Here is a 25,712-nt window from a genome sequence, read left to right on the forward strand (position 1 = left end):
CGTTCCCACCGGCGCGACGGCCACCCGGGCCTCCGGGCTACATCGCCCCGGCGCCGGGCATTTCGCCCACGCCGCGGATGAGCACCTCGCGGGGCTTGGCCCCGTCCGCCGCGCCCACCACGCCGTCGCGCTCCATGCGCTCAATCATGCGCGCCGCGCGGTTGTAGCCGATGCGCATCTTGCGCTGGAGCATGGAGATGGAGACGGCCCGCATCTCGCTGACCGCCGCGAGCGCCTGGTCATACAGCTCGTCGGACAGCTCGTCCTCCTCGCCACCACTGCCCGCGCCCTCTTCGTCGCGCGGCTTGAGGATGGACTCGTCGTAGACGGGCTTGCCCTGCGCCTTGAGGTGGTCCACCGCCTTCTTGATTTCGTTCTCCGACACGAAGGCGCCGTGCACGCGCTGCAGGTGCGCGCTCGTGGGCGGCATGATGAGCATGTCGCCCATGCCCAGCAGGGCCTCGGCGCCCACCGTGCCCAGAATCGTCATCGAGTCCGGCTTCGAGCGCAGCATGAAGCTGACGCGCGTGGGGAAGTTGGCCTTGATGACGCCGGTGACGACGTCCGTGGACGGACGCTGCGTGGCCACCATCAGGTGGATGCCGGACGCACGCGCCATCTGCGCCAGGCGCGCCACGTAGGTCTCCACCTCGCGGCTGGCCACCATCATGAGGTCCGCCAGCTCGTCGATGATGACCACGATGTACGGCAGCTTGGTGCGCTGCTTCTTCTCCGGCGTCTCCGCCGCGGCCTCGAGCTCGTCCTCGGGCTCGGCCTCCACCTCGGGCACCTCGGGAGCCTCGGGGGCTTCCTCGGACGCCACGGTCTCGCGGATGTCGTCCTCGTCGTCGCGCGGCGCGGCCACGCCCAGGCCGTCGCTGGCCACGGGCCCCTTGTTGCTGACCTCCGCGTCCACCACGAGCACGTTCTTCGGCTTGGACTTCTTCTTCGGCGCGGGCTCGGTCGCCGCGTCCTTCACCTCGGTGGCGGTGCTCTCCACCAGCTTGTTGTAGCCGCCGATGTTGCGCACGCCGGCCTCGGACAGGAGCTGGTAGCGGCGCTCCATCTCCTCCACGGCCCAGCGCAGCGCGAGCGCCGCCTTCTTCGGGTCCGTCACCACCGGCAGCAGCAGGTGGGGGATGCCCTCGTAGACGGAGAGCTCCAGCATCTTCGGGTCCACCATGATGAAGCGGACCTCCTCGGGCGTGGCCTTGAGGAGGATGCTCATGATCATGGAGTTCACGGCCACCGACTTACCGGAGCCCGTGGTACCGGCGATGAGCAGGTGCGGCGCCTTGGCCAGGTCGAGGATGTACGGCATGCCCTCGATGTCCTTGCCCACGCACATGGTCAGCTTGCTGCTGGCCTTGTGGAAGACATCCTGCTCGGCGATTTCCTTGAGGAAGACCGTCTCGCGGTCCTTGTTCGGCACCTCGATGCCCACCACGCCCTTGCCGGGGATGGGGGCGACGATGCGCACGCGCATGGCCTCCATCGCCATGGCGAGGTCGTCCGCGAGCGCCGCAATCTTGCTCACCTTGATGCCGGGTCCCGGGAGGAACTCGTACATGGTGACGACGGGGCCGGGGCGGATTTCCACCACCTCGCCGACGATGCCGAAGTCCGCCAGCTTCGCGCGCAGCTTCTCCGCCGTGACGAGGAATGCGTCCTTGTCCAGCGCGGAGCGCTCCTTCTTGTCGCACTCGAGCACGTCCAGCGGCGGCAACGAGAAGCTCTTGCGGTCGCCCACGAACTCGAACTGGTCCTGGCTCTTCTTCGGCGCGGTGGGCTTGGGCGGGGCCTTGGGCTCCACGATGAGCGGCATGCGCGACGCCTGAGCGGCCGGAGTCGCGGGGACGATGGCGGCCGGACCCGCCGGAGCCGCGGCGGGCTGCACCGGCGCTGCGGCGATGGGCGGCACCACGGCAGGAGCCACGGGCTCGGCTTCAGCGGCCTGCACGGCGGCCAGCGCCTGCGCGGGCACGGGCGGCGTGGACGGCGTGGGGGCGGTGACGATGTTGGGCGTCTTGCGGCCACGGCGCTGCGGCGGCCCCTCGGCACCTTCCTCGGCGGCGGGCACGGGACGCGGCTCGGGCGCGAGGAAGGACGCGGCCCAGGCCGGGTCCGCGCCGGGGCCCAGGCGCTTGGGCGCGGGCTTCTCGGTGACGGCGGCGGCGGGCGGAAGCGACTCGTTCTCCTCCGCGTCGTCCTCTTCGCCGGCCACGGGGTTCTTCGCCGCGAGCTGCTTCTCCAGCTTCGCGCGCTCGCGCCCCTCCTTGAGGGCCAGCTTCGCGGAGGCGGCCTGCTCCTTCTCCTGCTGCTTCGCGAGGCGCACGGCCTCCTCGGCCATGGCCTCCGCCTCGGCGGCCTCGGCCTCCTCGGCCAGACGCTCGGCTTCGGCGAGCTCCTCCTCGTCCGCCTCGATCTGCGCGAGGAAGGCGGCCTCCTCCTCCTTCTCCTTCGCGGCGCGCTCCTGGCGCTCCTTGTACGCGACCTTCTGCGCCTCCCAGAAGACGAGGAAGGACTCGCGCAGGCGGTTGCCCAGCACGCACATGCCTGCCCACGCCAGAGAGCACAGCTTGAGGAAGGTGTACTGCGTGCCGACGATGAGCGCGGCGGCGCTGATGGCCGTCACGAGGATGACGGTGCCGACGGTGGAGAACAGCCCCTCCAGCAGGCCGCCGAGGCTCGCGCCCAGCGCGCCACCCGGCGGGTGCGCCCAGCCCTTGTCGCCCGCGAACATGAGCTGAGCGAGCACGGACACGCTGGCCGTCAGCATGAAGAGGCTGATGATTTGCGCCCCGCGCTTGCGCTCGCGGCTGCCCACGAAGAGCACCATGGCCGCGTAGACGCCACCCACCGGAACCAGGTAGGCGCACACGCCCAGCATGCCCCGCAGCGACTCCGCGATGAGGTGCCCCATGGGACCCACCGCGTTGCGGAAGCCCGGGCCCACCCTGTCCCTCGCATCGAATGTGGCCACCGCCAGCAGGGACAGCAGCGAGCCCGCCAGCAGGAACACCCCGGTGATGGCCCGCCCGGCAACCCCGTTGCCCGAGCCGGCCTTCATCCGCTTGTCCGCAAGCTGCCTGCGCCGCGTCGCGATTTCCTGCCGGGACAGGACCGCCTTCTCCGCCCGACCCTTCTTCGCCGTCATGACCCTCTTCCCTCTGCGCGTCTCAGTCGCGTAGCGGGCTGTAGCAATGCCCGTGGCGAGTGTAGGGAGGGTGGGGGGGCGGTCAATTTTCCAGCAGTCGGCCGAGGGCCTCGCGAGGGGAGCGGAAGCCAGCGGACGCGAGGCCTACATTTCGGCTGCGCCCCTCCACGAAGGGGGTATGTTGCCGACCATCAACGCCGCCCGGACGCGCAGCGTCGCGGGGTGGCTGGACTTCGCTAAGGAGCACCCCATGGCCGACGCCCGTACCGACAAGCCGTCTTCCACCGAGGAGGAGTACTTCGCCCGGGAGGAGATTGAAAAGAAGCGCAAGCTGGCCATCCAGCAGGCCGCCGAGACGGCCGCGAAGCAGCGCGAGGAGCTCAAGCAGCTGCACTACATGAAGTGCCCCAAGTGTGGCATGGACCTGCATACGCTGAAGCACGGCGAAATCGAAATCGACACCTGCTTCAACTGCCACGGCGTCTTCCTGGACGCGGGCGAGCTGGACTCGATTCTCAAGCGCCACGGCACCGAGGGCAGCGGCAAGTGGATGGGCGCCGTCCTCAACCTCTTCAAGGGCAAGTAGTCACACCGCGAGGTACGCATCCATGGCTCTCACGCTCGAGCAGGTGCGCCACGTGGCCACGCTGGCGCGGCTGGCGCTGACCCCGGAGGAGGAGCAGCGCTTCACCACGCAGCTGTCCGCCGTGCTGGACGCGGTGGCGCAGCTCCAGTCGCTCGACGTGGAGGCCGTGGAGCCGACGACCCATGCCTCGCTCGCGGCCGACCACGCCACGCTCGCGGCCTCGCTCTTGCGCGAGGACGTGACGCGGCCGTCGCTGCCGCCGGAGAAGTCCCTGGCCAACGCGCCGGCGAAGTCGGGCACCAGCTTCGCCGTGCCCAAAATCATCGAGTAGCCCGGAGGTTCCACATCCAATGCAGCTCACGGACCTCACGATGCTGGAGCTGGCGGCGAAGCTGGCCGCGCGGGAGGTGTCCTCCGAAGAGGCCACCCGCGCGTGCCTGGAGCGCATCCGCCAGGTGGACCCGAAGGTGCGCGCCTTCCTGCGCGTGGACGAGGAGGGCGCCCTCGCCGCCGCCCTCGCCAGCGACGCGCGCCGCAAGGCCGGCAATCCCGCCAGCGCCCTGGACGGCGTGCCGCTGGGGCTCAAGGACATCTTCCTCACGGAAGGCGTGGAGACCACCGCGGGCTCGCGCATCCTGGAGGGCTTCGTCCCGCCCTTCGACGCCACGGTGGTGCGCCTGCTCAAGGAGGCGGGCCTGCCGCTGGTGGGCAAGCTGAACATGGACGAGTTCGCGATGGGCTCGTCCAACGAGTCCAGCGCGTACTTCCCCACCCACAACCCGTGGGACCTCACGCGCACGCCGGGCGGCTCGTCGGGAGGCTCCTCGGCGGCGGTGGCGGCGCGCGAGGTGTTCGGCGCGCTGGGCACGGACACCGGCGGCTCCATCCGCCAGCCCGCGGCCTTCACCAACACCGTGGGCCTCAAGCCGACGTATGGCCGTGTGTCGCGCTTTGGCGTCATCGCCTACGCCTCGTCGCTGGACCAGCCCGGTCCCATGACGCGCACGGTGGCGGACGCGGCGGCGCTGCTGCAATTGATTGCACGGCATGACCCGCGGGACTCCACGTCCGCGGCGGTGGATGCGCCGGACTACCAGGCGGACCTGGAGGGTGGGGTGCGCGGCCTGAAGCTGGGCGTGCCGCGCGAGTACTTCACCGAGGGCATGGACCCGGAGGTGGAGGCCACCGTGCGCTCCGCGCTCCGCGAGTACGAGCGGCTGGGCGCGACGCTGGTGGACGTGTCGCTGCCCCACACGAAGTACGCGCTGGCCACGTACTACCTCATCGCCCCGGCGGAGGCGTCCAGCAACCTGGCCCGTTACGACGGCATCCGCTACGGCCTGCGGGCGAAGGACGCGCGCGGGCTGAAGGAGCTCTACGCGCAGACGCGCGAGCGGGGCTTCGGGCCGGAGGTGAAGCGCCGCATCATGCTGGGGACGTACGCACTGTCCGCCGGCTACTACGACGCCTACTACCTGCGCGCGCAGAAGGTCCGCACCCTCATCCGCGAGGACTTCACGAAGGCCTTCCAGCAGGTGGACGCGGTGCTGTCTCCCACGTCGCCGGTGCCGGCCTTCAAGCTGGGCGAGAAGGTGGGCGACCCGCTGTCCATGTACCTCATGGATGTCTTCACGCTGCCGTGCAACCTGGCGGGCCTGCCCGGCCTGGCCGTGCCGTGCGGCTTCACGAAGGCGGGCCTGCCGGTGGGCCTGCAGATTCTGGGGCGGCCGTTCGACGAGGGCCGCCTGCTGCGCATCGCCCGCGCCTACGAGCGCGAGCACGACTTCTTCCGCCGTCCGGTGCCCCTGTAGGGCGCACCGGGCCGCACGCCTTGGTGACTCCGCCATGCCCGTGAGCGATTTCCAGCCCGTCATCGGCCTCGAGGTCCACGCGCAGCTCCTCACGCAGTCGAAGATTTTCTGCGGCTGCTCCACCGCGTTCGGCGCCGAGCCCAACCGCAATACCTGCCCCGTGTGCCTGGGCATGCCGGGCGTGTTGCCGGTGCTCAACCAGCGCGTGGTGGAGTTCGCCGTGCGCACCGGGCTCGCGCTGGAGTGCACCGTCAAGAAGACGAGCGTGTGGAGCCGGAAGAACTACTTCTATCCGGACCTGCCGAAGGGCTACCAGGTGACGCAGTATGACTTGCCCATCTGCGAGCACGGGCGGCTCGTCATCGACACGCCGCAGGGCGAGAAGGTCATCCGCGTCCGCCGCATCCACATGGAGGAGGACGCGGGGAAGAACGTGCACGACGCGGACGTGGGCCAGAGCCTCGTGGACCTGAACCGCGCGGGCGTGCCGCTGCTCGAAATCGTGAGCGAGCCCGACTTGCGCGACGCGGACGAGGCAGTGGAGTACCTCAAGGTGATGCGCGACGTGCTCGTGTACCTGGGCGTCAACGACGGCAACCTGGAGGAGGGCAGCTTCCGCTGCGACGCCAACGTGTCGGTGATGCCGAAGGGCTCATCCACGTACGGGCAGCGCTGCGAGCTGAAGAACCTCAACTCGTTCCGCTTCCTCAAGCAGGCCATCGAGTACGAGATTTCGCGGCAGGTGGACGTCCTCGAGTCTGGCGGCAAGGTGGACCAGGAGACGCGCCTGTGGGACGTGAACAAGGGCGTCACCCGCTCCATGCGCAGCAAGGAGGAGGCGCACGACTACCGGTACTTCCCGGAGCCGGACCTGCCGCCGCTGCACGTGAGCGACGCGGCCATCGACGCGGCGGCGAAGGCGCTGCCGGAGTTGCCTCGCGCGAAGCTGACGCGCTTCATGAGCCAGTACGGGCTGCCCGCGTATGACGCGCGCATCCTCACCGCCGAGCGCCCGCTGGCGGACTTCTTCGAGGCGTGCGCGGCGCACTACGCGGACGCGAAGAAGCTGTCCAACTGGTTCCTCGGCGAGCTGATGCGCCTGCTGAAGGAAGAGGGGACGCCGCTGTCCGCGCTGCGCTTCACGCCGGCGCAGCTCGCGGAGCTATTGGGCGCGGTGGACAAGGGCACGGTGTCCGCGAACGCGGGCAAGGACGTGCTCGGGGAGATGTTCCGCACCGGCAAGGCGCCCGCGGACATCATCGCGGAGAAGGGGCTCACGCAGGTCAGCGACACGGGCGCCATCGAAGCGGTGGTGGACGACATCCTCGCGAAGAACGCGGGCGAGGTGGAGAAGTACCGCGCCGGCAAGAAGCAGGTGTTCGGCTTCTTCGTGGGCCAGGTGATGCGCGCCATGAAGGGCAAGGGCAACCCGGCCCTCGTCAACGACCTGCTGAAGAAGAAGCTCGGCGACTAGAGGGGCACGGCGACGTGGAGGCACTCCTCCATCGTCGGAGGCCTCATTCGGCGCCATGTGCTCAGCATGGCCCACCACTCCGCGAGCGCCCCGCGCGTCATCGCCGCGTTCGTGGTGCGGCAGCGGCGCACGAGGGGCAGGTGCCCCATCAACCCCAGCGCCGCGCCCACCATCTCCGGCCACACCGCGAGGGCGTTACTTCAGCAATCCAATCTCCCGCAGGCGCTGCTTGAGGAACGCATCCGCGGTGATGGGCGCGTGGCGCGCGGGATTGTCCGGCGTCTGCGTGCACGGCAGCGGTTCCAGCACGCAGTCCGCGTACGGGTGCACGAAGAAGGGCATGGAGTAGCGCACCGTGTCCTCGGCCGGGCTGCGCGGGTTCACCACGCGGTGCGTGGTGGCGGGGATGACGTTGTTCGTCACCCGGCTGAGCATGTCGCCCGAGTCCACGACAATCTGCCCTCGCAACGTGTCCACCGGCAGCCACTCGCCGTCGCGCGTGAGCAACTCCAGACCGCCCGCGGTGCCCTCGCACAGGAGCGTGATGAGGTTGATGTCCTCGTGCTCGGCGGCGCGCACCCCGCCGGGGATGAAGCGCTCCTTCAGCGGCGGGTAGTGGATGAGCCGCAGCACCGAGTTGCCATCCGTGGCCATGCCGCTGAACGTGTCGCGCTCCACGCCGAAGTACTCCGCCAGCGCCTGGAGCATCACTCCCGCCGCGCCGTCCAGCGCGCGGAAGAGGGACAGCGTGTGCTCGCGGAACGTGGGCACCTCCTCCGGCCACACGTTGGCGCCGTAGACGTCGTGGTAGCGGTGGCTCTTCGGCAGCTCGCGGCCCACGTGCCAGAACTCCTTCAAGTCACCCACCTTGCGATTCTTCGCGTGCTCCTGGCCGTAGCCGATGTAGCCGCGCTGGCCACCCCGCTCGGTGTCCGCGTAGCGGGCCTTCACCGCCTCGGGCTGGGCGAAGAAGTGCTCCACGTCGGAGTAGGTGCGACGGATGAGCGCGTCATCGACGCCGTGGCCCTCCACGGTGACGAAGCCGAATTCCTTCAGGCCATCGCCAAACACCTGCACGAAGCGGGCGCGCTGCTGGGGCGTGCCGGTGCGGTAGTGGGAGAGGTCGACGACGGGGATGCGACGTGCGGTGGAAGACATGGGGCCGCACTCTAGCCACCTGATGGATTCTCGGCAGGAGGGGCGTCCTGCGCGGGACGGTTGCCTGCGACCGCAGCACCGGGTGGTCAAGTACTACGCGACATCCGCCCGTACCGACAGTGGATGCATGACTTCCCCGGTGTCCAAGCTGTGAATGCAGGCCGGGGGGAGCGGTATGGCCGAGGTGAGCAGTCATGAGTGCGCGGCGTGCGGCAGGGCGCATGGGGCTGAGGCGCCTTGCTCGACGCTCGTGCGAGCGGATGGGGACAGTGGGGGAGCGCCCCGGCAGCGGTGTGCGCTGGGAGCCGAGGAGGTGGACCCGCTGGTGGGCCAGCGGTTTGGCAGCTTCCGTCTGATGCGCCGGCTGGGGCGGGGCGGCATGGGCTCGGTGTACCTGGGCGAGCACGTGTCCATCGGCAGCCGCGTGGCGGTGAAGGTGCTGCACGACCACCTGGCCATGTACCCGGAGCTGGTGCAGCGCTTCCACGCGGAGGCACGGGCCGTGAATCTCATCGGCCACGAGAACATCGTCAGCATCTTCGACCTGAACGCCGCGCCGCCGCGCCCGTACCTCATCATGGAGTACCTGGACGGTGCGCCGCTGTCCGCGTGGGTGGGCACGCCGCTGCCGGCCGCGGCGGTGGTGTCGGTGCTGGCGCAGGTGTGTGAAGCGCTCCAGGCCGCGCACGCGCGAGGCATCGTCCACCGCGACCTCAAGCCGGACAACATCTTCCTCGTGCGGCGCGGGCGGCACTCGCCTTTCGTGAAGGTGTTGGACTTCGGCATCGCCAAGCTGCTCGACGCGCACATGCCGCAGACGCACGCGGGCATCATCGTGGGCACGCCCGAGTACATGGCCCCGGAGCAGTCCGTGGGCGGCAGGTTGGACGGGCGTGCGGACCTGTACTCGGTGGGCGTCATCGCCTACCAGCTCGTCACCGGGCGGCTGCCCTTCACCGACGAAGGTATCGCCGCTCAGCTCGTGGCCCATCAGACGCGGTCGCCACCGCCGCCGCGCTCGGTACACCCGGGAGTGCTGCCCGCCATGGAGCGCGTCATCCTGCGCGCGCTCGCCAAGGCGCCCGAGGACCGCTACCCGACCGCGTCCGCGTTCAGCGCCGCGATGCAGGCCGCCATCGCGGAGGATTCGCGGCAGGGAGCGGGGGCTCTCGGTGCGACGCCGCCCGCGCGAGGCCCTTCCGCTCCACGCTCCGGGGGACCGGCGCCGTCTGACCGCGGAAGCGCGTCGAAGGAGCAGGTGGCGCCCGTGTCGTCCACGCCACCCGCGCGGGGCTCCTCGGATGATGGCGAAGAAACGGGGCATGTCGCGCGCGTCGCCTCCGTGCCTCCCGCGCGGGCCGTCTCCGGCGGTGACGAGGGGGCAGGGCCGGCCGAGTCTGCTTCGTCCAGGCCTCCCGCGCGGGCCGGCTCCGGCAGTGGCGACGAGGCGGGGCCGGTCGCGCCAGGTTCCTCCGAGTCTTCCGCGCGGGCCGGTTCCGGCCACGACGCCGCCGCGCACGCCTCCCCGATGCCTCCCGCCCACGCTGCGACGCCTCCCTCCCGACCCCGCTCGGTGGAGCTGCCGGTGCAGGTGGTGCTGCGCCAGGGCGAGACGCCCGTGCGGCTGACGGGCTCGGACCTGTCGCGGGGCGGCCTGTTCCTGCGCAGCGAGGGCTCGCTGCCGCCACTGTGCGCGCGGCTATCCGTGGTGCTGGAGCTGGAGTCGGGCCCGCAGTCGGTGCTGTGCGAAGTCGTCCGCCAGGTGCCTCCCGAGCAGGCCCGCGTCTGGGGCATGCCCACCGGCTTCGGCGTACAGTTCGTGGAGGCCACCGCCGCCCTCAAGGCCGCGGTGGATCAGCTCATCAGGGGCGAACCGGTGCGCCGCCAGACGCCCGGTCCTCGCGGGGACGACGCCGAGGCGGCCCGGGTGCTGGAGGCCTGGCGCCAGCGCTCCGCGGGGAACCATTACGCCGTGCTGGGCCTGCTCCCGGACGCGGACATGGAGACGGTGCGGGCCCGGACGCGCGAGGCCTGGAGCTCGCTGGAGGCCCTGCGCCAGCGGCCCCTGTCGCCCTCGCAGCGCGCGCAGCTCGACGCGGTGCGGGTGCGCGTGCGCGAGGCCGGGGACGCGCTCGGCGCTCCCGTGCAGCGGGCGCTGTACGACGCGGAGCGCGGCAACCACCTGGGCGTGGCGCGGTGCCTGGAAGGGGGGCTCACGGCCGAGCAGCTGGAGTCACTGCGGCGTGAGTTCCTCGCCCGCCACCCGAAGGCCGCGGGCCCCGCGCGCGTGCACTTCCTCTCCGGGGGAGGCCTGGAGCGCGACGGACAGCTCGCCCGGGCGCTGGAGCACTATGAGCGCGGCCTGGCGCTGGACCCGCTGGAGCCGGGCCTGCTGCAGCGCTACCGCGTGGTCCGCCGCGCCCTCGCGGCCCGCGCCGTGACACCCCGAAACGACAGGGCCCGGTCCCCCTGAGAGGGAGCCGGGCCCCGCGGTACTCCCGAGGTACTTCAGACGCCGTCAGTCCGCGAGGCAGGCCTCGCTCACGCCATTGAGCTTGGCGCCGCAGGCCTCGTAGTCCTCGGCCCACGCCGCCTCCTGGCCCGACTTGCAGCTGTCCAGGTCGTTGACGCAGTCGATGTAGTCCTTGTACTTGTCCTCGTCCGAGTCGCTGCACTCGTCGAGGCGGTCCTTACACTCGTCGATGTCGGAGTCGCTCGGCTTGAGCGCCTTGAGGAAGGTGTTGATCTGGTCACAGTCCTCGGTCTTGTCGATGAGGGTGTCGATGGAGTCCGCGGTGTCGTCGCAGAGGTCGCCGCCGCAGCCGGTTCCAAACACGAGAGACGACACGGCCACGAGGCCGAACATGAGCTTCTTCATTGTGGATTCCCCCTCGAAACGAGGTTTGGTAGAGCGGCGGCCATATAGGCCGCCGCATGCCCGCTTTCCAGTTAACAATGGATTTGGGGGCGAGTAAACCACCGGAGGGTGTGCGGGATGATCCTTCATCCGCCTTGACTCCCCAGGGCATCTCCCGTAAATCCCGCCGCCTTTGGCGCGATTGGATGGTGGACCCGTCCGAAATGCGCGGTCGATTCCAAGGGTTGACCCAACCCGAAAGCTGACAGGGGTTAGACGATGTACGCAGTCATTCGCACGGGCGGGAAGCAGTACCGAGTCGCCGAGGGCGATGTGCTCCGGATCGAGAAGATCGCCGGCGACATCGGCGCCGAGGTGACCTTCACGGACGTCCTCATGCTGGGTGGTACGGACAGCCCGAAGGTGGGCAAGCCGACCGTCTCTGGCGCTCGCGTGGTGGGCAAGGTCCTCGCGCAGGACAAGCACCGCCGCGTCCTCCACTTCCGCAAGGAGAAGGAGGGCTGGACGCGCCGCCGCGGTCACCGTCAGCCGTACACCGAGGTGAAGGTCACCTCCATCGCCGGCTAGTCCGGACGGATTCCCCCCCAACTTCAGGAGCAAGGTGTCATGGCCCATAAAAAGGGACAGGGTTCTTCGCGCAACGGGCGTGATTCCAACCCGCAGTATCGTGGTGTGAAGGTGTACGGCGGTGAGACGGTGACGGCGGGCAGCATCCTGGTGCGCCAGCTGGGCACGGTCATCCACGCCGGTTCCAACGTGAAGCTCGGCCGCGACTACACCCTCTACTCGGTGGTCGACGGCGTGGTGAAGTACGAGCGCCTGGGCCGCGACAAGAAGAAGGTCTCGGTCTACCCGGCCGCCCAGCAGCCGAGCGCCTGACGGTTCGCCGGCCGCCTGGCCGGCATGCCGTGTTGGCACCCACGAGCGGGTCGCTTCTCCAAGTCCACGCGCCCTTTTTCGGCGGCGGGACGCGAGGGCGGCCCGCTCTGCGTTTTTCCAGGAGTGTCTATGAAGTTCGTCGACGAGGTCCGCATCTTCGTGAAGGCGGGTGACGGCGGGAATGGCGCCGTCTCCTTCCGGCGGGAGAAGTTCATCGAGCGCGGTGGCCCCAACGGGGGCGACGGTGGTGACGGAGGCTCCGTCATCTTCGTGGCGGACCCGCAGCTCACCACGCTGCTCGACTATCGCTACCAGCAGCACCACCGTGCCAAGGGTGGCGAGCACGGCATGGGCAGCGACTGCAACGGCCGCGCTGCCGAGGACATGGTCCTCAAGGTGCCGGTGGGCACGCTGGTGAAGGACGCCGGCACGGAAGAGCTGCTGGTGGACCTGAGCGAGCCCGGCCAGCAGTGGGTGGCGGCGAAGGGCGGGCGGGGCGGCCTGGGCAACATGAACTTCGCCACGTCCACGCGGCAGACGCCGCGCTTCGCGCAGGATGGGACGAAGGGCGAGGAGAAGACGCTGCGGCTGGAGCTGAAGCTGCTGGCGGACGTGGGCCTCTTGGGCTTCCCCAACGCGGGCAAGAGCACGTTCATCTCCCGCGTCAGCCGGGCGCGGCCGAAGGTTGCGGACTACCCCTTCACCACGCTGGTGCCCAACCTGGGCATGGTCCAGTACAAGGACGGCCTGTCCTTCGTGATGGCGGACATCCCCGGCATCATCGAGGGTGCCAGCGAGGGCGTGGGGCTGGGGCACCAGTTCCTGCGGCACGTGGAGCGCTGCAAGGTGCTCATCCACCTCATCGACATGGGGGCGGAGGGCGAGGGGCGCGCGCCGCTGCACGACTTCGACGTGCTCAACGCGGAGCTGGCGAAGTACAGCGAGCAGCTCGCGGCCAAGCCGCAGGTGGTGGCGGCCAACAAGCAGGACCTGCCCGACGCGCAGGAGAGGCTGGCCCCGTTCACCGAGGCCCTGCGCGAGCGCGGCATCCGCGTCTACCCCGTGTCCTGCGCCACCGGCGAGGGCATGCAGGCGCTGATGGACTCGGTGGCGGAGGTGCTGTTCACCGGGCGGACGGAGAAGCTGCACGTGGAGAAGCCGGCGCCCGCGCGCAAGGCCGCTCCGGCGCGCAAGGCCACCCGCACCGGTGGTGGCGCGGTGAAGAAGGCGGCTCGCAAGGCCTCGGGCGCGGAGCGTTCCGTCGCGAAGAAGGCCCCGGCGCGCAAGGCCTCGGGCGCGGAGCGTTCCGTCGCGAAGAAGGCGGCTCGCAAGGCTTCGGGCGCGGAGCGTTCCGTCGCGAAGAAGGCCCCGGCGCGCAAGGCGGCGGCTCCGGCTCGCAAGACGGGCAAGGCGGCTGCGAAGACGCCGGTTCGCAAGGCTCCGGCTCTCAAGGCCGCAGCGAAGAAGGTGGCCGCTCGCAAGGCGCCCGCTCGCAAGGCGCCCGCTCGCAAGGCGCCCGCTCGCAAGGCGCCCGCGAAGCGCGGGGCGGCGGCGAAGCAGACGCGTTCCGCCGCGAAGAAGGCCCCGGCGCGCAAGCCCGGCGGCAGGAGGTCCTGAGGCGATGTCCGGCGGAGGTGCTCGCTACGAGCGCTACGAGAAGGAGAAGTACGAGCCCGAGCAGTTCCTGCTCGACGTGCGCAAGGAGAAGATCGACCGCGTCGTCAGTCAGCGCACGCGCAACTTCACCATCGTCCTGGACCGGCTGGAGGACAGCTTCAACATGGCCGCGGTGCTGCGCACCTGCGAGTCCTTCGGCGTCCAGGAGGTGCACGTCGTCATCAACCCGGAGGCCCCCTTCCTGCCCAACTCGAGGGTGGCCCAGGGCTGTGACAAGTGGCTCGACGTGAAGCTCTACAAGAGCTTCGCCGAGTGCCGCGAGCACCTGAAGTCGCGCGGCTTCCTCCTCTACGCCTCCGCCATCCGTGAGGGCGCCACCAGCCTCTACTCCATGGGCTTCCAGGCGAAGACGGCGATCGTCTTCGGCAACGAGCGGTACGGGGTGAGCGAGGAGGTGCTGAACACCGTGGACGGCACCTTCTGGGTGCCCATGCGGGGCTTCAGCCAGAGCCTCAACATCTCCGCCGCCGCCTCAGCGTGCATCAGCCGGGCGATTGCCTGGCGGGACGAGCACCTGGGGGGCTCGGGGGATTTGTCGCCCCAGGAGGCCCAGGAGCTGCGCGAGCGCTTCTACGTGCTGGCCATCAAACAAAGGAAGCGGCTCTTCAAGAAGCAGCCATGAATGCCGGGCCCCCGGCCCCCGTCGGTATGGGGTAGATGGACGCCGCGAGCCCACACGGCCCGCCTGGAGACGCACGCCATGTTCCTGGAAACCCTGCTCGTCACGCTGCTGTCCGCGCCATCCGCCGCCGCGGCCTCCGCTGCCCGGGCCCTGCCCGCCGCCGAAGCGGAGAAGCCCGTGCTGGTGGCCCAGGCCGCTCAGGCCCCGGCTGCCGCTCCGAAGCCCTCGGGTGAGACGGGCAAGGCGGCGAAGCCCGCGGAGACGCCGGCCGCCGCCGCCCCGGCGAAGAGCACCGAGGCCGCGAAGGCCCCCGCCGCGCAGGCTCCGGCCACGCAGCAGGGCAAGCCCGCGGAGGCCGCGAATGCCCAGGCCGCGCAGCAGGGAAAGCCGGCTCCGGCGGAGGCCGTGAAGCCGGCTCCGGCGATGACGCCGGAGGTGAAGTCGCTGGTGGACCGGATGCAGGCCTTCTACGAGAAGACGGGCGACTTCCGCTCCAGCTTCCGGCAGGACTACAAGTACAAGACCTTCCGGCGCACGCAGACGTCCGAGGGCACCGTCACGTACAAGAAGCCGGGCCTGATGCGCTGGGAGTACCAGAAGCCCACGGCGCGCACCTTCGTGCTGGCCGGCAACAAGGTCTACGCGTACGACGCGGCCGCGCAGAGCCTCACGGTGGGCAGCGTGGACACGAGCCAGCTCTCCGCGTCGGTGACGTTCCTCTTCGGCCAGGGGAAGCTGGCGAACGAGTTCGCCATCACCAAGGGCACGTGCAAGGACTGCAAGGGCACGCTGCTGGTGCTGGACCCGCTGAAGGCCGAGCCCCGCTTCCGCCAGGTGCGCCTGGAGGTGGACCCGTCCACGGCGCAGGTGCTCAAGAGCACCGTGGTGGACCCGGACGGCAGCGAGAACACCATCTCCTTCCTGGGCCTGAAGACGAACGTGGGTATCGACGCGGACAGCTTCAAGCTGGACGTGCCGGACGACACCCGCGTGGATGACTTCACCAAGGGCAAGAAGCAGTAACCTGCGGGACGTGCGCGGCGCGCTCCTCCTCACGGGTGTGTTGATGATGGCCGGGGCCGGGTGCCACCAGGGCACGACGGCCTCCGGCCCTGCGCGTCCCCAGGGCTTCGAGGGGCAGACGCTGCCCCTGCTGGCCTCGCCCGCGCTGCGGCTCACCGTGGCGGGCAGGCTGGGCACGCATGCCGTGCCGGTGGTGCTGGACGTGGCGCGGCCGATGTCCCTCGTCTCCCGGGGATGCTTCGCGGGAGAGCTCCCGGCGCCCGAGGGCACGGTGCGCGCGCCGGAGCCCGCGGGAGGCTTCCGCTCGTGGCCGGTGGTGCGGCTGCCCGACTTCTCCGTGGGGCCGGTGTCCTCGCCGATTCGCACGGCGGGCCTGTCGGGTGAGAAGGCCTGCGCGGTGACGCTGGGCGCGGACGTGCTGGAGCCGTATGCGCTCACGGTGGACCCGCTGCGGCGCGAGGTGACCTTCTCCGCGTCCCGTCCACGCGAGGCGTATGCGGCGGAGGCCGCTGTCTCCGATGCGGCGCGCGAGGTGTACGTGGTGGAGCTCAGCCGCGAGCCGCAGGGGGACTGGCCCCTGCTGGCCGCGCGCGTGAAGCAGGGCGAGGCGGACCTCACGGGGCCGTTCGTCCTCGGCTCGCGCGAGCCGTTCTCGCGGCTGGCGGTGGGCCCGGCGGAGGCGCAGGGGCTGCAGCCGCTGGAGACGGCGGCCAATCTGCCGGCGCGCACCTTCGCGGTGGACGCGGTGGAGGTGGCGAACGGCGTGGGTGTCTCGCCGCTGGTGGTGGAGGCGGCGGGACGGTGGGACTCGCCGAGCAGCCTGGGGCGGCTGGGGCCGGACGTGTGGGGACGCTTCACCGCGACGCTGGATGCGAAGGGTGGGGTGCTGGTGCTGCGCAGGCCGCGAGTGAGCGCGGCGGGTGGACCCGCGACGCCTTCCACTTCGACGTCGGTTCCTGATGCGACGGGCTCTGTCTCACCGCCGGGTCCGACTTCGGCTCCCGCGCCTGCTTCCTCCGAGCGCCAGCAGTGCGCCAGCCCGGGCGGCACCTTCAGCGAGGAAGCCTGCTACGGCCTGCACGTGCGGCGTGAGCCGGATGGCAGCGTCTCCGTCAGCGGCGCCGTCTACCGCGACCTGCCCGAGGGCGGGCGGCTGCACCTGGAGCCCGTGGGCGCTGACGGTCAGCCCCTGGAGACGGGCTGTGGCGTGGGACTGAGCTTCCCCTCGACCAGCCGGGGGCTCACCACGCAGCACCGGCTGCCATGGCTCTCGCTCGTGCAGGCGCTGCCCACCTGCGGTGCCGCCCTGTCCATCGCCACCGGCTTCAAGCTCGCCCTCTTCGAGGAGGGCCGCCAGCCCGAGTGCCCCACGGCCTGCGCCTTCGTCACCGAGACCGCTTCGCGCCGCACCGTCTGCGAGTGCCAGCCCACCCCCCTGGGTGAGGGCGTCGGGCTTCCCTCGCGTACGTCGCGCTCGCGCGAGCCGCCTCCCGAGGAGCGCGAGCTGGAGCCCGAGGACCCGAAGTAGCCACACCCGCCTGCCATGAGGGGCGCGCGGTCCGGTCGAGGATGCACAAAGCACCCACAGGCCCGGCGGCGTCACGGGCGTGGCGGCCGGGGCGGAGGGCTGGCGGGGGGGCCTCGACAGTCCCACTTCGGTTGCCTGGACAGTCGGCGGGGCCTGCGTTCTGCTCCGGGCTCCACGCCTCACGACTCTCCATCTCCATGCGACCGCCCCCGACCGAGTTCGACCGTCAGTACACCGAGCAGCGCCGTTCCATCGAGCTGGCCCGCCAGTACCTGGAGAAGGAGGGCTTCGCGCGGATGCATCGCGTGCTCGCGAAGGACATGGAGCGCGGGACGCTGTCCACCGAGGAGGCCGCGGGCGCCGTCCGCTACGCGCTGCTCGCCGTCGTCGAGCGCGTCGCCGCGCGCGTGGGCTGCACGCGCTACGTCGAGCTGATGAAGGACAAGGAGATGGCCGAGGCGATGCGCTTCGCCCTGGACGACATCAGCGAGCGGCGCGGCATCAACGCGCCCGAGGCCCGCGAGCAACTGCGCCAGTCCACCTTTCAAACGGTCCTCCGGCACTGGCACCTCGTCGCCCACGAGCAGCGCGGCCGGCAGCGCTACGAGGTGACGGCGGACCTTGCCCGGCGCCTCCTGCGAGAGACTCCGCCCACGCTGTCTTGTGACGGGGTGAAGCTGCCCGTGGACTCGCTGGTGTTGGTGGTGCCCGAGGAGGTCGGCCTCGTGGGCCGGCTGCCCGGCGGCGGCCTGGCGCCCATCACCGAAATCTACGCGGTGGAGTCTCCTGCGCCCGAGGGGCGCTACTGGTTCCTGTGGCTCTGCCTGCGCGAGCCGTCGGGCACCGCCGCGTTCTCCCTCGTCAACGTGTACCTGGGGCAGGGGATGAGGCTGGGGGACGCCATCGTCCTCACGCGCAACGAGGGTGGCCCCGCGCAGGACCCGGGCTGGGAGAATGCCTGCGTGCTCCTGGCGGGCGCGGCGCACTACCTCGCCAACGGGGGCCACACGCGCACGGAGTGGTACGACGAGACGGCGCGCGAGCTGCACGAGAAGCTGGCCGCGCTGCCGAAGGGTGCACAGAAGGAGCGGGAGAAGCTGCACGAGCGCCTGCAGGCCATCAGCCCGGGCCGCCGCATCGTCCTGGAGGATGCACCGACGAAGTGAGCTCACCGCCGGGCCGTGGCGTCCTCACACGGCCCGGAGGCACTGCGAACGACTGACTACTCCGCGTGCGTCGCCGCGCGCGGCTTGGTGCCCAGCGACACGGGCGCGGGGTGCGCGTCTCGCGCTGTGTGCGTGCGCTGCTTCGGGTCCGGGCGCTCCACCACGCGAGCCACGAGGTCGTAGTCGTGGGCCTCCGTCACCTCCACGGTGACGATTTCCCCCGGATACGCGAGGCCGTCGTTGATGTAGACCATGCCGTCGATGTCCGGTGCCTGGCCCTGGTGGCGGCCCACCAGCAGGTGCTCCGTCTCGGGCGCCGGGCCCTCCACCAGCACCTCCAGCCGCTTCCCCACGAGCTTCTTGTTCTGCTCGCGGTTGATGCGCTTCTGGATGGCCATCACCTCGCGCCACCGGCGCTCAATCGTCTTCTGCGGCACCTTGTCCGGCAAATCGTACGCCGCGGTGCCCTCCTCGTCGGAGTACTGGAAGACGCCGAGCCGCTCGAAGCGCTGCTGCTTCACGAACTCCTTCAGCATCTCGAAGTCTTCTTCCGTCTCGCCCGGCAGGCCGACGATGAGCGACGTGCGCATCACCAGCCCGGGCACGCGCTCGCGCAGCTTCGTCAGCAGGCTCTTGAGGAACTCCGAGTTGCGGCCGCGCTTCATGGACAAGAGCAGCTTGTCGCTGACGTGCTGCACCGGCATGTCCAGGTACCGGGCAATCTTCGGCTCCGTGGCCATGACCTCGATGAGCTCGTCCGGGAACACGCGCGGGTAGGCGTAGTGGAGGCGGATCCACTTCACGTCCACCTTCACCAGCGCCTTGAGCAAATCATGCAGCTTCGGCTTGCCCGGCAGGTCATGCCCGTACGCGGTGAGGTCCTGCGCGACGAGGTTCAGCTCCTGCACGCCGCTCTCCGCCAGCCGCGTCGCCTCGGTGACGATGTCGTCGATGGGGCGCGAGCGCTGGCCACCGCGCAGCGTGGGGATGATGCAGAAGGCGCAGGCGTTGTCGCAGCCCTCGGACACCTTGAGGTATGCCGTGTACTTCGGCATCGAGTTGACGCGCGGCGTGTTGGCGTCGTGGATGTAGTCGGGGTCCGGAATCACCTGACGCGGCGACGCCTCGGCGGCGAGCAGGTCGCCAATCTGCGCGTAGGCGCTGGTGCCCAGGAAGTGGTCGACCTCCGGCATCTCCTTCGCCAGCTCCTGGCCGTAGCGCTGGGACAGACAGCCCGTCACCACCAGCGTCTGGCAGGCGCCGGACTTCTTCAGCTCCGCCATCTCCAGGATGGAGTCCACCGACTCCTGCTTCGCCGGGCCGATGAAGGCGCACGTGTTGACCACGATGACCTGGGCCTCGGTGGGTTCCTGCACCAGCTTGTAGCCGTGGTGCTGCAACGTGCCCAGCATCACCTCGGAGTCCACCCGGTTCTTCGGGCAGCCGAGGGTCATCATGTACAGGCTCTTGGTCTCTTCCACTGCGTCTACCGCTTTCCGAGTTCGGTTCGCTCGAAGTGGTCTCCACTCCAGGCGAAGTTCATGGTCGCGCCGTTCGAGTAACCGATGGTCAGCGCTCCCTCTTCATCCAGCTCCATCGAAGCGGCCCGGCCCAGCGCGCAGGTGGCGGCCGGCCACTCGAGCACCCGAAGCGCCGTCTTCCCCGTAACGAGGTACAGCCCCAGCCGCACCTCGCTTTCGGCGTCACACCGACCGTCGACGGCATAGGGATTCTTCCCCGTGAGCACCGAGACGACCGGACGCCCGTCCGGCAGGCTGAGTGTCTCCGGGACATTCACGCCTGCCTGCTCCGCGTCCACCGCGTTTGGCACCACCAGCGCTCTCAACGAGGCGGGTGTCAGGGGCGCGTCTGCCTGCGCCCAGGCCGGGTAGCTGAGCAAATCCCACCCGAGCCAGCCGTCCTTCGCAGGCTCCAGCGCGGTGACGGCCTCCGGCGGCTTCAGCTTCAGTGCCTTGCGCACGTCGTCCGGCAGCCGGAGCGCCTCACCCACCATGCCGCCGTTCTTGCAGTTGGAGACGGGCACCGCCTTGCCGCCCGAGCCATCCACGTCGTCGTAGGTGAGGCACAGGTCCATCACCAGCGGCTCCTTCGGATTCGCCGGGAAGCGAGGGAAGGCGCGCACGGGGATGGCGGCCATGAGCTCCAGCGTGTTGCCCCGGCGCTGCACGGCCGCGTTCACCCTCTCCTGGGCGAAGGCCGGCGTGCCGCTCTCCGGGCCGGACGCGCGCTTGCCGTCGAAGGCGAAGCGCCACGTGTAGCCGGTTGCGGTGGGGCCGGCGCTTGGGAAGAAGAGGGACACGTTGAGCATGTCCGACGCGCCGAGCTGGTCGTCCGTCACCTCCGCGCCCACGTAGAGCGTGTCCTTGCGCAGGCCCACCTTCGCGGTGAAGGACGCGCTGGCGCCGGCCGCGGCCACGGGCTTGAGCACCAGCGGCGAGGCGATGCTCTTGAGGCCCCCCTGGAAGCCCGGCGCCTTCGTCAGCGACGGCACCGGCTTCGAGGGACGCTCGTCCTGGGCGGAGGCCACGGCCGGGGCGCAGAGCATGAAGAGGGACAGGGCGGCGGCGCGCATGGGGCGTCTTTTCTAATCGCGGAAGTTGGTGAACTGCATGTCCAGCTTCAGCCGGTCCTGCTCCTTGCGGAACAGGGCGATGGCCGCCTGCAGGTCATCCTTGTTCTTCCCGGTGATGCGGAGCTGGTCCGCCTGGATGGAGCCCTGCACCTTCATCTTCGAGTCCTTGAGCAGCTTCACCAGCTCCTTGGACTTCTCCACCGGGATGCCCTGCTGGAGCTTGATGACCTGCTTCACGTTGTGCAGGCCCGTCTTTTCGATGTCGCCGTACTCCAGCGCGCGGAGGCTCACGTTGCGCTTGGCCAGCTTCGCCAGGAGGACTTCCTTGGCGGCCTGGACGCGCTCCTCGCTGTTGGCCTTCACGGTGATGGCGGTATGGTCCGGGGCCACCACCACGTCCGCCTGGGCGCCCTGGAAGTCATAACGGGTGCTGAGCTCCTTCTTGGTCTGGTTGACCGCGTTGTCGAGCTCGGCGAGGTCGATTTTCGAGACGACGTCGAAGGATGGCATCGGCCGGGGCCCTTACCACACCTACACCCGGACGACCATGGGCACCACCAGCGGGCGCCGGGAGGTGTACAGCTTGAAGGCGCGGCGCACCGCCCGGGTGAGCTCTTCTCGCACCAGGGCGTCATCTCCCCGGAGGTGGGGGGACAACTCCTCGAAAATGGCCCTGGCCTCCTGGGCAACCCGGGGGAGCACCACCTGTTCGTCCAGGTTCAGGCCCTGGCCGGACAACTGTGGCCCGGCCACCAGCTTCTGGTTGTCCCGCTGGAGGACGACGACGGCGGCCACCATGCCCGTCTCGGACAGCTTCAGGCGCTCCTGCAGGGCGTCCGGGGTGATGATGCCGCTGCTGGAGCGGTCCTTGAGGATGCGGCCCGCCGGCACGCTGCCGCTGAAGCGGCCCCGGCCCTGCTCGAAGGTGACGACGTCTCCGTCCTGCGCGAGCAGGCACTGCGCGGGGTCCAGGCCGGCCTCGCGCGCCGTGGCGAGGTGCCGGTGCAGGTGGCGGCCCTCGCCGTGCACGGGGACGAAGTGGCGCGGGCGCACCAAATCCAGCACGCGCCGCTGCTGCGGCCGGCTGGCGTGGCCGGAGACGTGGACGCCCGGCTCCAGCTGTGCGTAGGCGACCTTCGCGCCGCGCCACTGGAGCTCGTCGATGAGCGCGCCCACGGAGCGCTCGTTGCCGGGGATGGGGCGCGAGCTGAGCACCACGAGGTCTCCCGGGTCCAGGCGCACGGGCCCGTCTCCGGAGGCGAGCTGTGAGAGGCCCGCGCGCGGCTCACCCTGCGCGCCGGTGGTGAGCACCAGCACGCGGTGGGCGGGGAGCTGCGGCGCCGTGTCCACGTGGATGAAGAGCGAGTCGGGCACGTCGAGGTAGCCCAGCTCGCGCGCCATCTCCACGTTGCGAATCATGCTGCGGCCCTGGAGGGCCACCTTGCGCCCCAGCCGCTCGCACAGCGACAGGAGGTGCCGCACGCGGTGGAGGTTGGAGGAGAAAAGCGCGACGATGATGCGGCCGGTGGCGCCGGTGAAGAGGCGCTCGAAGGTCTGCTCCACCACGCGCTCGCTGCCGGTCTCCTCCGTCAGCTCGGAGTTGGTGGAGTCCGACAGGAGGCACAGCACGCCTTCCTCGCCGGCCGCGCCCCAGCGCTCCAGGTCCGTGCGCAGCCCGTCGATGGGGTCCGGGTCCAGCTTGAAGTCGCCGGTGTGGATGAGCGTCCCCTCGGGGGTGCGGATGATGTAGCCCACCGCGTCCGGCACGGTGTGCGTGACGCGGCTCGCCTCCACCTTGAACGCGGTACCGACATGGAAGGGCTCGCGCGGCTCGATTTCGCGCAGGTCCGCATCCAGGCCCAATTCGTTGAGCCGGTGGCGCGCCATGGCCAGCGTGAAGCGCGTGCCGTAGACGGGGACAGGCACCTCGTTGAGCAGGTAGGGGAGCGCGCCCAGGTGGTCCTCGTGGCCGTGCGTGAGCACCACGCCCTTGAGCTGGGCGGCGTTCTGCTTCAGGTGGGTGAAGTCCGGGATGATGATGTCCACACCGGGCATCCCCTCCGAGGGGAACATCAGCCCGGCGTCGATGAGCAGCATCTCCCCGCGACAGGCGACGACCATGGAGTTGAGGCCGATTTCGCCGAGGCCGCCCAGGGGAATGACGTGAAGCATTTGCCGGAAGTCTAAGGACTCACCTCGTCTCGCGCGTCGGAAAGTTGCACGGAGAGGGAGCGGGTGGCCGTCCGAGCCCGGCCGCCGGCCCTCCGGGCGGGTGGCCGGAGGTGCCTCCTACCTTCTACGAGATGCGGATGGGGATGCCCTTGCCGCGCGTCCCGCCGCAGTCCATCAGCTTCAGGGCTCAGGTCCGTTGGGACCCGGACGCACGGTGGGGGCGCGGCGGCCCAGGAGCCACTCGCGGGCGTGGCCGGCCTCTTCGGAGAAGGTCGCGTCCGAGGCGTAGAACTCCAGGGCCTGGGTGGCCAGGGCGCGGGCCCGGGCGGAGTCCCTCGAGGCCAGGGCGCGCGCGAGGGCGAAGCGCGTCTTCGCGAGGTCCTCTCCCGGGCCGGGATTGCCGGTGCGCAGGGCGAGCGCGCGCTCCAGCGAAGCGAGTGCCTCGCGCGACTGTCCCTGGGCCAGCAGCGCCTGCCCCAGCGTGGTGAGCGGAGCGGCCACGTCGGGGTGGTCCTTCTGGAAGGCCTCGTAGGCCTCCACGCCGCGTCTGGCGAAGCCCACCGCGTCGCGCGTCCTGCCCTCGCGCAGGGCCAGCTCTCCGAGCGCCGTGAGGTCCGTCGCCGTCTCCGGATGCGCGGAGCCGTAGGCCTTCAGGTCGAGGGCCAGCGCGCGCTCGCGCAGCGGGCGGGCCTCGGCGTAGCGGCCGAGGGCTTCCAGCGCGTCGGCGAGGTTGTTGAGCGGGTAGCTCAGCGTGGCGCTCTCGGGGCCCAGTGCCTGCTCCTCCAGAGCGATGGCCCGTTGGAGGTAGGGCATGCCCTCCTCGAAGCGGCGGATGGAGACGAGGTGGTAGCCCACGGCGTTGGCGGCCCTGGCCGTCTGCGGATGGTCCGGGCCCATCACCCGCTCGGTCGTCTCCAGCACGCGGCGCAGCAGACCCGCGGCGCGCTCCGCGTCCGGCGTGCGGGACAGGGCCGCGGCCTCGTTGCGCAGCGACTCCACGGTGAGCAGGTGGTCAGCGCCGAAGACCTTCTCGCGCAACCGGGCGGAGCGGCCGAAGGCCTCGGCGGCCTGGACGTACTGGCCCCGGAGGAAGGCGTTGCGGCCCAGGCTCGTCTGGAGCAGGGCCTCCAGGTCCGGAGCACCACCGGCGCGCTCGATGGAGGAGCGCGCCTGCGCGACGCTCCACTCCTCCAGCGTCGGCTCGGAGGAGACGGTGGTGACGAGTCGCGCGGCGGCGCGCGCGGCGAGCTGGTCATGGCGGACGGCCTCCGCGGTGAGGAGCGACTCGCGCAGCGCGGTCCGGGCTCGGGCCTCGTCTCCGGTGACGAGCCCGAGCCGGCCCTCCAGCTCCAACGCTTCCGCGAGCACCGGCCGGGCTCCGGACGCGCGGGATTGCTCCAGGGCCTTCTTGAGCTCCTCCTGCGCCTGCACATATCGGCCCGCGTCCACCAGTGCGGTGGCGCGGTCCACGTGGGCTCGAAGGGCCTCCATGCGCTCGCGCTGCTCGGGGGACTCGGGGAGGCCGCGGCGCAGGGCCTCCACGTCGGCGCAGCCGGACACGGGCGGCAGCCGCTGCGCCGTGTCCAGCGCGGCGTCGAGCGACTCCACGTCCGTCTGCGCGAGCACGCCCGCCACCGCACCGAGCGCGGAGCGGCGCCGGTCCAGACACGCCATGCGCAGCGACAGCACCTCGTCGGACTGGTGGCCTCGCACGCGGGTGGCCTCGCAGGCCTCGCGGTGCATGCCGGCCCACTCACGTGCGAAGCCGTCGAGCACCGCCTCCACGCGGGTGAAGGCCGCGGCGGCGTGGGGCCTGCCCGTGGCGGTGAAGGCCTTCTCGAGGTCGGCCTTGCGCTGTGCGTCCCAGACACCGGCGAGCCGCGTCTCCGCGCCCACGCACGGGGCCGGGCGGCGGCTGCCCGCCCACCACGTGACTCCCACCGCGCTGGCGAGCAGCAGCACCGAGACCGCCACGACTCCGCGCTTGTGCCAGGCCACCGAGGGGTCCTGGTTGAGCGCTTCCAATAGCGCCGCCATCGTCGGGTAGCGCGCCTCGGGAGCGGTGGAGAGGCCGCGCGTGACGGCGCGGAAGAGCCAGGCGGGGACGCGGCTGCCTCGGGGCGGTGGACGCACGCGGCCCGCGAGAACCTCGATGAGGTATTCCTCCGAGCGCTTCCCCCCGAAGGGGAGCTGTCCGTAGAGCGCCTCGTAGAGCGAGGCGCAGAAGCTGAACTGGTCTCCGCGCGCGTCGGTGCGTCCGTCCTCGTGCTGCTCGGGAGGCATGTACGCGGGCGTGCCCATGACGCGGCCGGCCTCGGTGAGGGGCGACTCCAGCAGGTCATCCTGGACGACGGGGACGAGCGTGGGCGCGGTGCGCCGTCCGGCCTCCGCCGCTTCGACGTCCGCGGTGGTGCGCGCGAGCCCGAAGTCCGTCACCTGCGCGCGGCCGTCCTGATTGACGAGCACGTTGGCGGGCTTGAAGTCCCGGTGCACGAGGCCCGCCGCATGCGCCGCGGAGAGTCCCTGGCCGGCCTGACGGAACACGGCGAGCACCTCGCGCCAGGTGCGGTGCTCGGCGCGGAGCCAGTGGCGCAGCGAGAGGCCGTCCACGAGCTCCATGGCGATGAAGACGCGCCCCGCGAAGGTGCCCGCGTCGTACACGGAGACGACATTCGGGTGCGAGAGGCGCGCCATGGCCTGGGCTTCGCGCAGCAGGCGCGAGGCGCCATCGGCTCGGGCAATGGTGTTGGCGTCGGGGTGCAGGAGCTTGATGGCGACGTGCCGGTGCAACTCCGGGTCATAGGCCCTGTAGACGACGCCCATGCCGCCGGAGCCCAGCTTGTCGAGGATGTGGTAGCGGCCCACCGTGGCGCGTGAACCCTGCTCACGGCCCGCGGGGAGCTTGCGCCCGGGGACGGTGGGGACTCCGTCGGGAGAAGGAGGCGGCTCGGGCGGAGCGGAGCGTTCGGATGGCGCGACACGCTCGGG

21 protein-coding genes are annotated in these 25,712 nt (G+C 70.6%); 12 read left to right on the top strand and 9 right to left on the bottom strand.

The window, feature by feature from the left end; translation table 11 throughout:
* Positions 1-37: 37 nt before the first annotated feature.
* Positions 38-3,157, bottom strand: coding sequence for an FtsK/SpoIIIE family DNA translocase (locus tag ACVTJA_RS10430; RefSeq protein ID WP_465836044.1), 3,120 nt, complete (start codon positions 3,155-3,157; stop codon positions 38-40).
* Between the two features lie 250 nt (positions 3,158-3,407).
* On the opposite strand from ACVTJA_RS10430, the gene ACVTJA_RS10435 reads away from it, so the two are divergent.
* The 4 genes from ACVTJA_RS10435 to gatB are packed head-to-tail and all read left to right on the top strand — an operon-like array spanning position 3,408 to position 7,028.
* On the top strand, positions 3,408-3,743 hold the full coding sequence (locus ACVTJA_RS10435) for a TFIIB-type zinc ribbon-containing protein (protein ID WP_465836046.1): 336 nt from the start codon (positions 3,408-3,410) through the stop codon (positions 3,741-3,743).
* 22 nt (positions 3,744-3,765) lie between these two features.
* Positions 3,766-4,074, top strand: coding sequence for an Asp-tRNA(Asn)/Glu-tRNA(Gln) amidotransferase subunit GatC (gene gatC / locus ACVTJA_RS10440; RefSeq protein WP_465836048.1), 309 nt, complete (start codon positions 3,766-3,768; stop codon positions 4,072-4,074).
* A 19-nt stretch (positions 4,075-4,093) separates the two neighbouring features.
* Positions 4,094-5,554, top strand: a complete 1,461-nt coding sequence (gene gatA, locus ACVTJA_RS10445; RefSeq protein WP_465836049.1) for an Asp-tRNA(Asn)/Glu-tRNA(Gln) amidotransferase subunit GatA — start codon at positions 4,094-4,096, stop codon at positions 5,552-5,554.
* A 34-nt stretch (positions 5,555-5,588) separates the two neighbouring features.
* Positions 5,589-7,028, top strand: coding sequence for an Asp-tRNA(Asn)/Glu-tRNA(Gln) amidotransferase subunit GatB (gene gatB, locus ACVTJA_RS10450; RefSeq protein ID WP_465836051.1), 1,440 nt, complete (start codon positions 5,589-5,591; stop codon positions 7,026-7,028).
* On the opposite strand, the gene ACVTJA_RS10455 is transcribed toward gatB, so the two are convergent.
* Positions 7,025-7,213, bottom strand: coding sequence for a hypothetical protein (locus ACVTJA_RS10455; RefSeq protein ID WP_465836053.1), 189 nt, complete (start codon positions 7,211-7,213; stop codon positions 7,025-7,027). The genes gatB and ACVTJA_RS10455 overlap by 4 nt on opposite strands.
* Positions 7,214-7,223: 10 nt before the next feature.
* On the bottom strand, positions 7,224-8,186 hold the full coding sequence (locus ACVTJA_RS10460) for an isopenicillin N synthase family dioxygenase (RefSeq protein WP_465836055.1): 963 nt from the start codon (positions 8,184-8,186) through the stop codon (positions 7,224-7,226).
* 175 nt (positions 8,187-8,361) lie between these two features.
* On the opposite strand from ACVTJA_RS10460, the gene ACVTJA_RS10465 reads away from it, so the two are divergent.
* Positions 8,362-10,659 carry a protein kinase domain-containing protein gene (locus ACVTJA_RS10465; protein WP_465836057.1) on the top strand — a complete coding sequence of 766 codons (2,298 nt, stop codon included), beginning with the start codon at positions 8,362-8,364 and terminating at the stop codon, positions 10,657-10,659.
* 45 nt (positions 10,660-10,704) lie between these two features.
* Here ACVTJA_RS10465 and ACVTJA_RS10470 read toward each other — a convergent pair whose 3' ends face one another.
* Positions 10,705-11,064, bottom strand: coding sequence for a hypothetical protein (locus ACVTJA_RS10470; RefSeq protein ID WP_465836059.1), 360 nt, complete (start codon positions 11,062-11,064; stop codon positions 10,705-10,707).
* Between the two features lie 258 nt (positions 11,065-11,322).
* On the opposite strand from ACVTJA_RS10470, the gene rplU reads away from it, so the two are divergent.
* The 7 genes from rplU (at position 11,323) to ACVTJA_RS10505 (ending at position 17,959) form a co-directional block, all read left to right on the top strand.
* The gene (rplU, locus tag ACVTJA_RS10475) at positions 11,323-11,631 is read left to right on the top strand and encodes a 50S ribosomal protein L21 (RefSeq protein ID WP_206721304.1); all 309 of its coding nucleotides are present in this window, start codon (positions 11,323-11,325) and stop codon (positions 11,629-11,631) included.
* A 39-nt stretch (positions 11,632-11,670) separates the two neighbouring features.
* Positions 11,671-11,943 (top strand): 50S ribosomal protein L27, encoded by a 273-nt coding sequence (gene rpmA / locus ACVTJA_RS10480; protein ID WP_465836061.1) that lies wholly within the window; start codon positions 11,671-11,673, stop codon positions 11,941-11,943.
* Between the two features lie 129 nt (positions 11,944-12,072).
* A complete protein-coding gene (gene obgE, locus ACVTJA_RS10485) occupies positions 12,073-13,560 on the top strand; it encodes a GTPase ObgE (protein WP_465836063.1) in 1,488 nt (495 codons plus the stop codon).
* 4 nt (positions 13,561-13,564) lie between these two features.
* The gene (locus ACVTJA_RS10490) at positions 13,565-14,242 is read left to right on the top strand and encodes a TrmH family RNA methyltransferase (RefSeq protein WP_465836065.1); all 678 of its coding nucleotides are present in this window, start codon (positions 13,565-13,567) and stop codon (positions 14,240-14,242) included.
* Between the two features lie 150 nt (positions 14,243-14,392).
* Entirely contained in the window at positions 14,393-15,265 is an 873-nt protein-coding gene (lolA, locus tag ACVTJA_RS10495; protein WP_465840356.1) for an outer membrane lipoprotein periplasmic chaperone LolA, read from the top strand.
* A 10-nt stretch (positions 15,266-15,275) separates the two neighbouring features.
* Entirely contained in the window at positions 15,276-16,793 is a 1,518-nt protein-coding gene (locus ACVTJA_RS10500; protein ID WP_465836066.1) for a hypothetical protein, read from the top strand.
* A 197-nt stretch (positions 16,794-16,990) separates the two neighbouring features.
* Positions 16,991-17,959: a hypothetical protein gene (locus ACVTJA_RS10505; protein WP_465836068.1), complete on the top strand. Its 969-nt coding sequence runs from the start codon at positions 16,991-16,993 to the stop codon at positions 17,957-17,959.
* Between the two features lie 56 nt (positions 17,960-18,015).
* Here the strand turns inward: ACVTJA_RS10505 and rimO are convergent, their stop codons facing one another.
* The 5 genes from rimO to ACVTJA_RS10530 all read right to left on the bottom strand — a co-directional run bounded on the left by rimO (position 18,016) and on the right by ACVTJA_RS10530 (position 25,589).
* A complete protein-coding gene (gene rimO, locus ACVTJA_RS10510; RefSeq protein WP_465840358.1) occupies positions 18,016-19,413 on the bottom strand; it encodes a 30S ribosomal protein S12 methylthiotransferase RimO in 1,398 nt (465 codons plus the stop codon).
* A 32-nt stretch (positions 19,414-19,445) separates the two neighbouring features.
* On the bottom strand, positions 19,446-20,552 hold the full coding sequence (locus ACVTJA_RS10515) for a DOMON domain-containing protein (RefSeq protein ID WP_465836069.1): 1,107 nt from the start codon (positions 20,550-20,552) through the stop codon (positions 19,446-19,448).
* A 12-nt stretch (positions 20,553-20,564) separates the two neighbouring features.
* Complete coding sequence (locus ACVTJA_RS10520) at positions 20,565-21,062, bottom strand: YajQ family cyclic di-GMP-binding protein (protein ID WP_465836071.1); 498 nt, start codon at positions 21,060-21,062, stop codon at positions 20,565-20,567.
* 21 nt (positions 21,063-21,083) lie between these two features.
* A complete protein-coding gene (locus ACVTJA_RS10525) occupies positions 21,084-22,724 on the bottom strand; it encodes a ribonuclease J (RefSeq protein ID WP_465836073.1) in 1,641 nt (546 codons plus the stop codon).
* 180 nt (positions 22,725-22,904) lie between these two features.
* A complete protein-coding gene (locus tag ACVTJA_RS10530) occupies positions 22,905-25,589 on the bottom strand; it encodes a serine/threonine-protein kinase (protein ID WP_465836075.1) in 2,685 nt (894 codons plus the stop codon).
* Positions 25,590-25,712 lie beyond the last annotated feature (123 nt).

This window comes from Pyxidicoccus sp. M6, from assembly GCF_055568925.1.

Excerpts from the sequence above, each read along its gene's own strand:
- ACVTJA_RS10430 (WP_465836044.1), bottom strand. The coding sequence starts at position 3,157 with ATGACGGCGAAGAAGGGTCGGGCGGAGAAGGCGGTCCTGTCCCGGCAG.
- ACVTJA_RS10435 (WP_465836046.1), top strand. The coding sequence starts at position 3,408 with ATGGCCGACGCCCGTACCGACAAGCCGTCTTCCACCGAGGAGGAGTAC.
- gatC (WP_465836048.1), top strand. The coding sequence starts at position 3,766 with ATGGCTCTCACGCTCGAGCAGGTGCGCCACGTGGCCACGCTGGCGCGG.
- gatA (WP_465836049.1), top strand. The coding sequence starts at position 4,094 with ATGCAGCTCACGGACCTCACGATGCTGGAGCTGGCGGCGAAGCTGGCC.
- gatB (WP_465836051.1), top strand. The coding sequence starts at position 5,589 with ATGCCCGTGAGCGATTTCCAGCCCGTCATCGGCCTCGAGGTCCACGCG.
- ACVTJA_RS10460 (WP_465836055.1), bottom strand. The coding sequence starts at position 8,186 with ATGTCTTCCACCGCACGTCGCATCCCCGTCGTCGACCTCTCCCACTAC.
- ACVTJA_RS10465 (WP_465836057.1), top strand. The coding sequence starts at position 8,362 with ATGGCCGAGGTGAGCAGTCATGAGTGCGCGGCGTGCGGCAGGGCGCAT.
- ACVTJA_RS10470 (WP_465836059.1), bottom strand. The coding sequence starts at position 11,064 with ATGAAGAAGCTCATGTTCGGCCTCGTGGCCGTGTCGTCTCTCGTGTTT.
- rplU (WP_206721304.1), top strand. The coding sequence starts at position 11,323 with ATGTACGCAGTCATTCGCACGGGCGGGAAGCAGTACCGAGTCGCCGAG.
- rpmA (WP_465836061.1), top strand. The coding sequence starts at position 11,671 with ATGGCCCATAAAAAGGGACAGGGTTCTTCGCGCAACGGGCGTGATTCC.
- obgE (WP_465836063.1), top strand. The coding sequence starts at position 12,073 with ATGAAGTTCGTCGACGAGGTCCGCATCTTCGTGAAGGCGGGTGACGGC.
- ACVTJA_RS10490 (WP_465836065.1), top strand. The coding sequence starts at position 13,565 with ATGTCCGGCGGAGGTGCTCGCTACGAGCGCTACGAGAAGGAGAAGTAC.
- ACVTJA_RS10505 (WP_465836068.1), top strand. The coding sequence starts at position 16,991 with ATGCGACCGCCCCCGACCGAGTTCGACCGTCAGTACACCGAGCAGCGC.
- rimO (WP_465840358.1), bottom strand. The coding sequence starts at position 19,413 with ATGACCCTCGGCTGCCCGAAGAACCGGGTGGACTCCGAGGTGATGCTG.
- ACVTJA_RS10515 (WP_465836069.1), bottom strand. The coding sequence starts at position 20,552 with ATGCGCGCCGCCGCCCTGTCCCTCTTCATGCTCTGCGCCCCGGCCGTG.
- ACVTJA_RS10520 (WP_465836071.1), bottom strand. The coding sequence starts at position 21,062 with ATGCCATCCTTCGACGTCGTCTCGAAAATCGACCTCGCCGAGCTCGAC.
- ACVTJA_RS10525 (WP_465836073.1), bottom strand. The coding sequence starts at position 22,724 with ATGCTTCACGTCATTCCCCTGGGCGGCCTCGGCGAAATCGGCCTCAAC.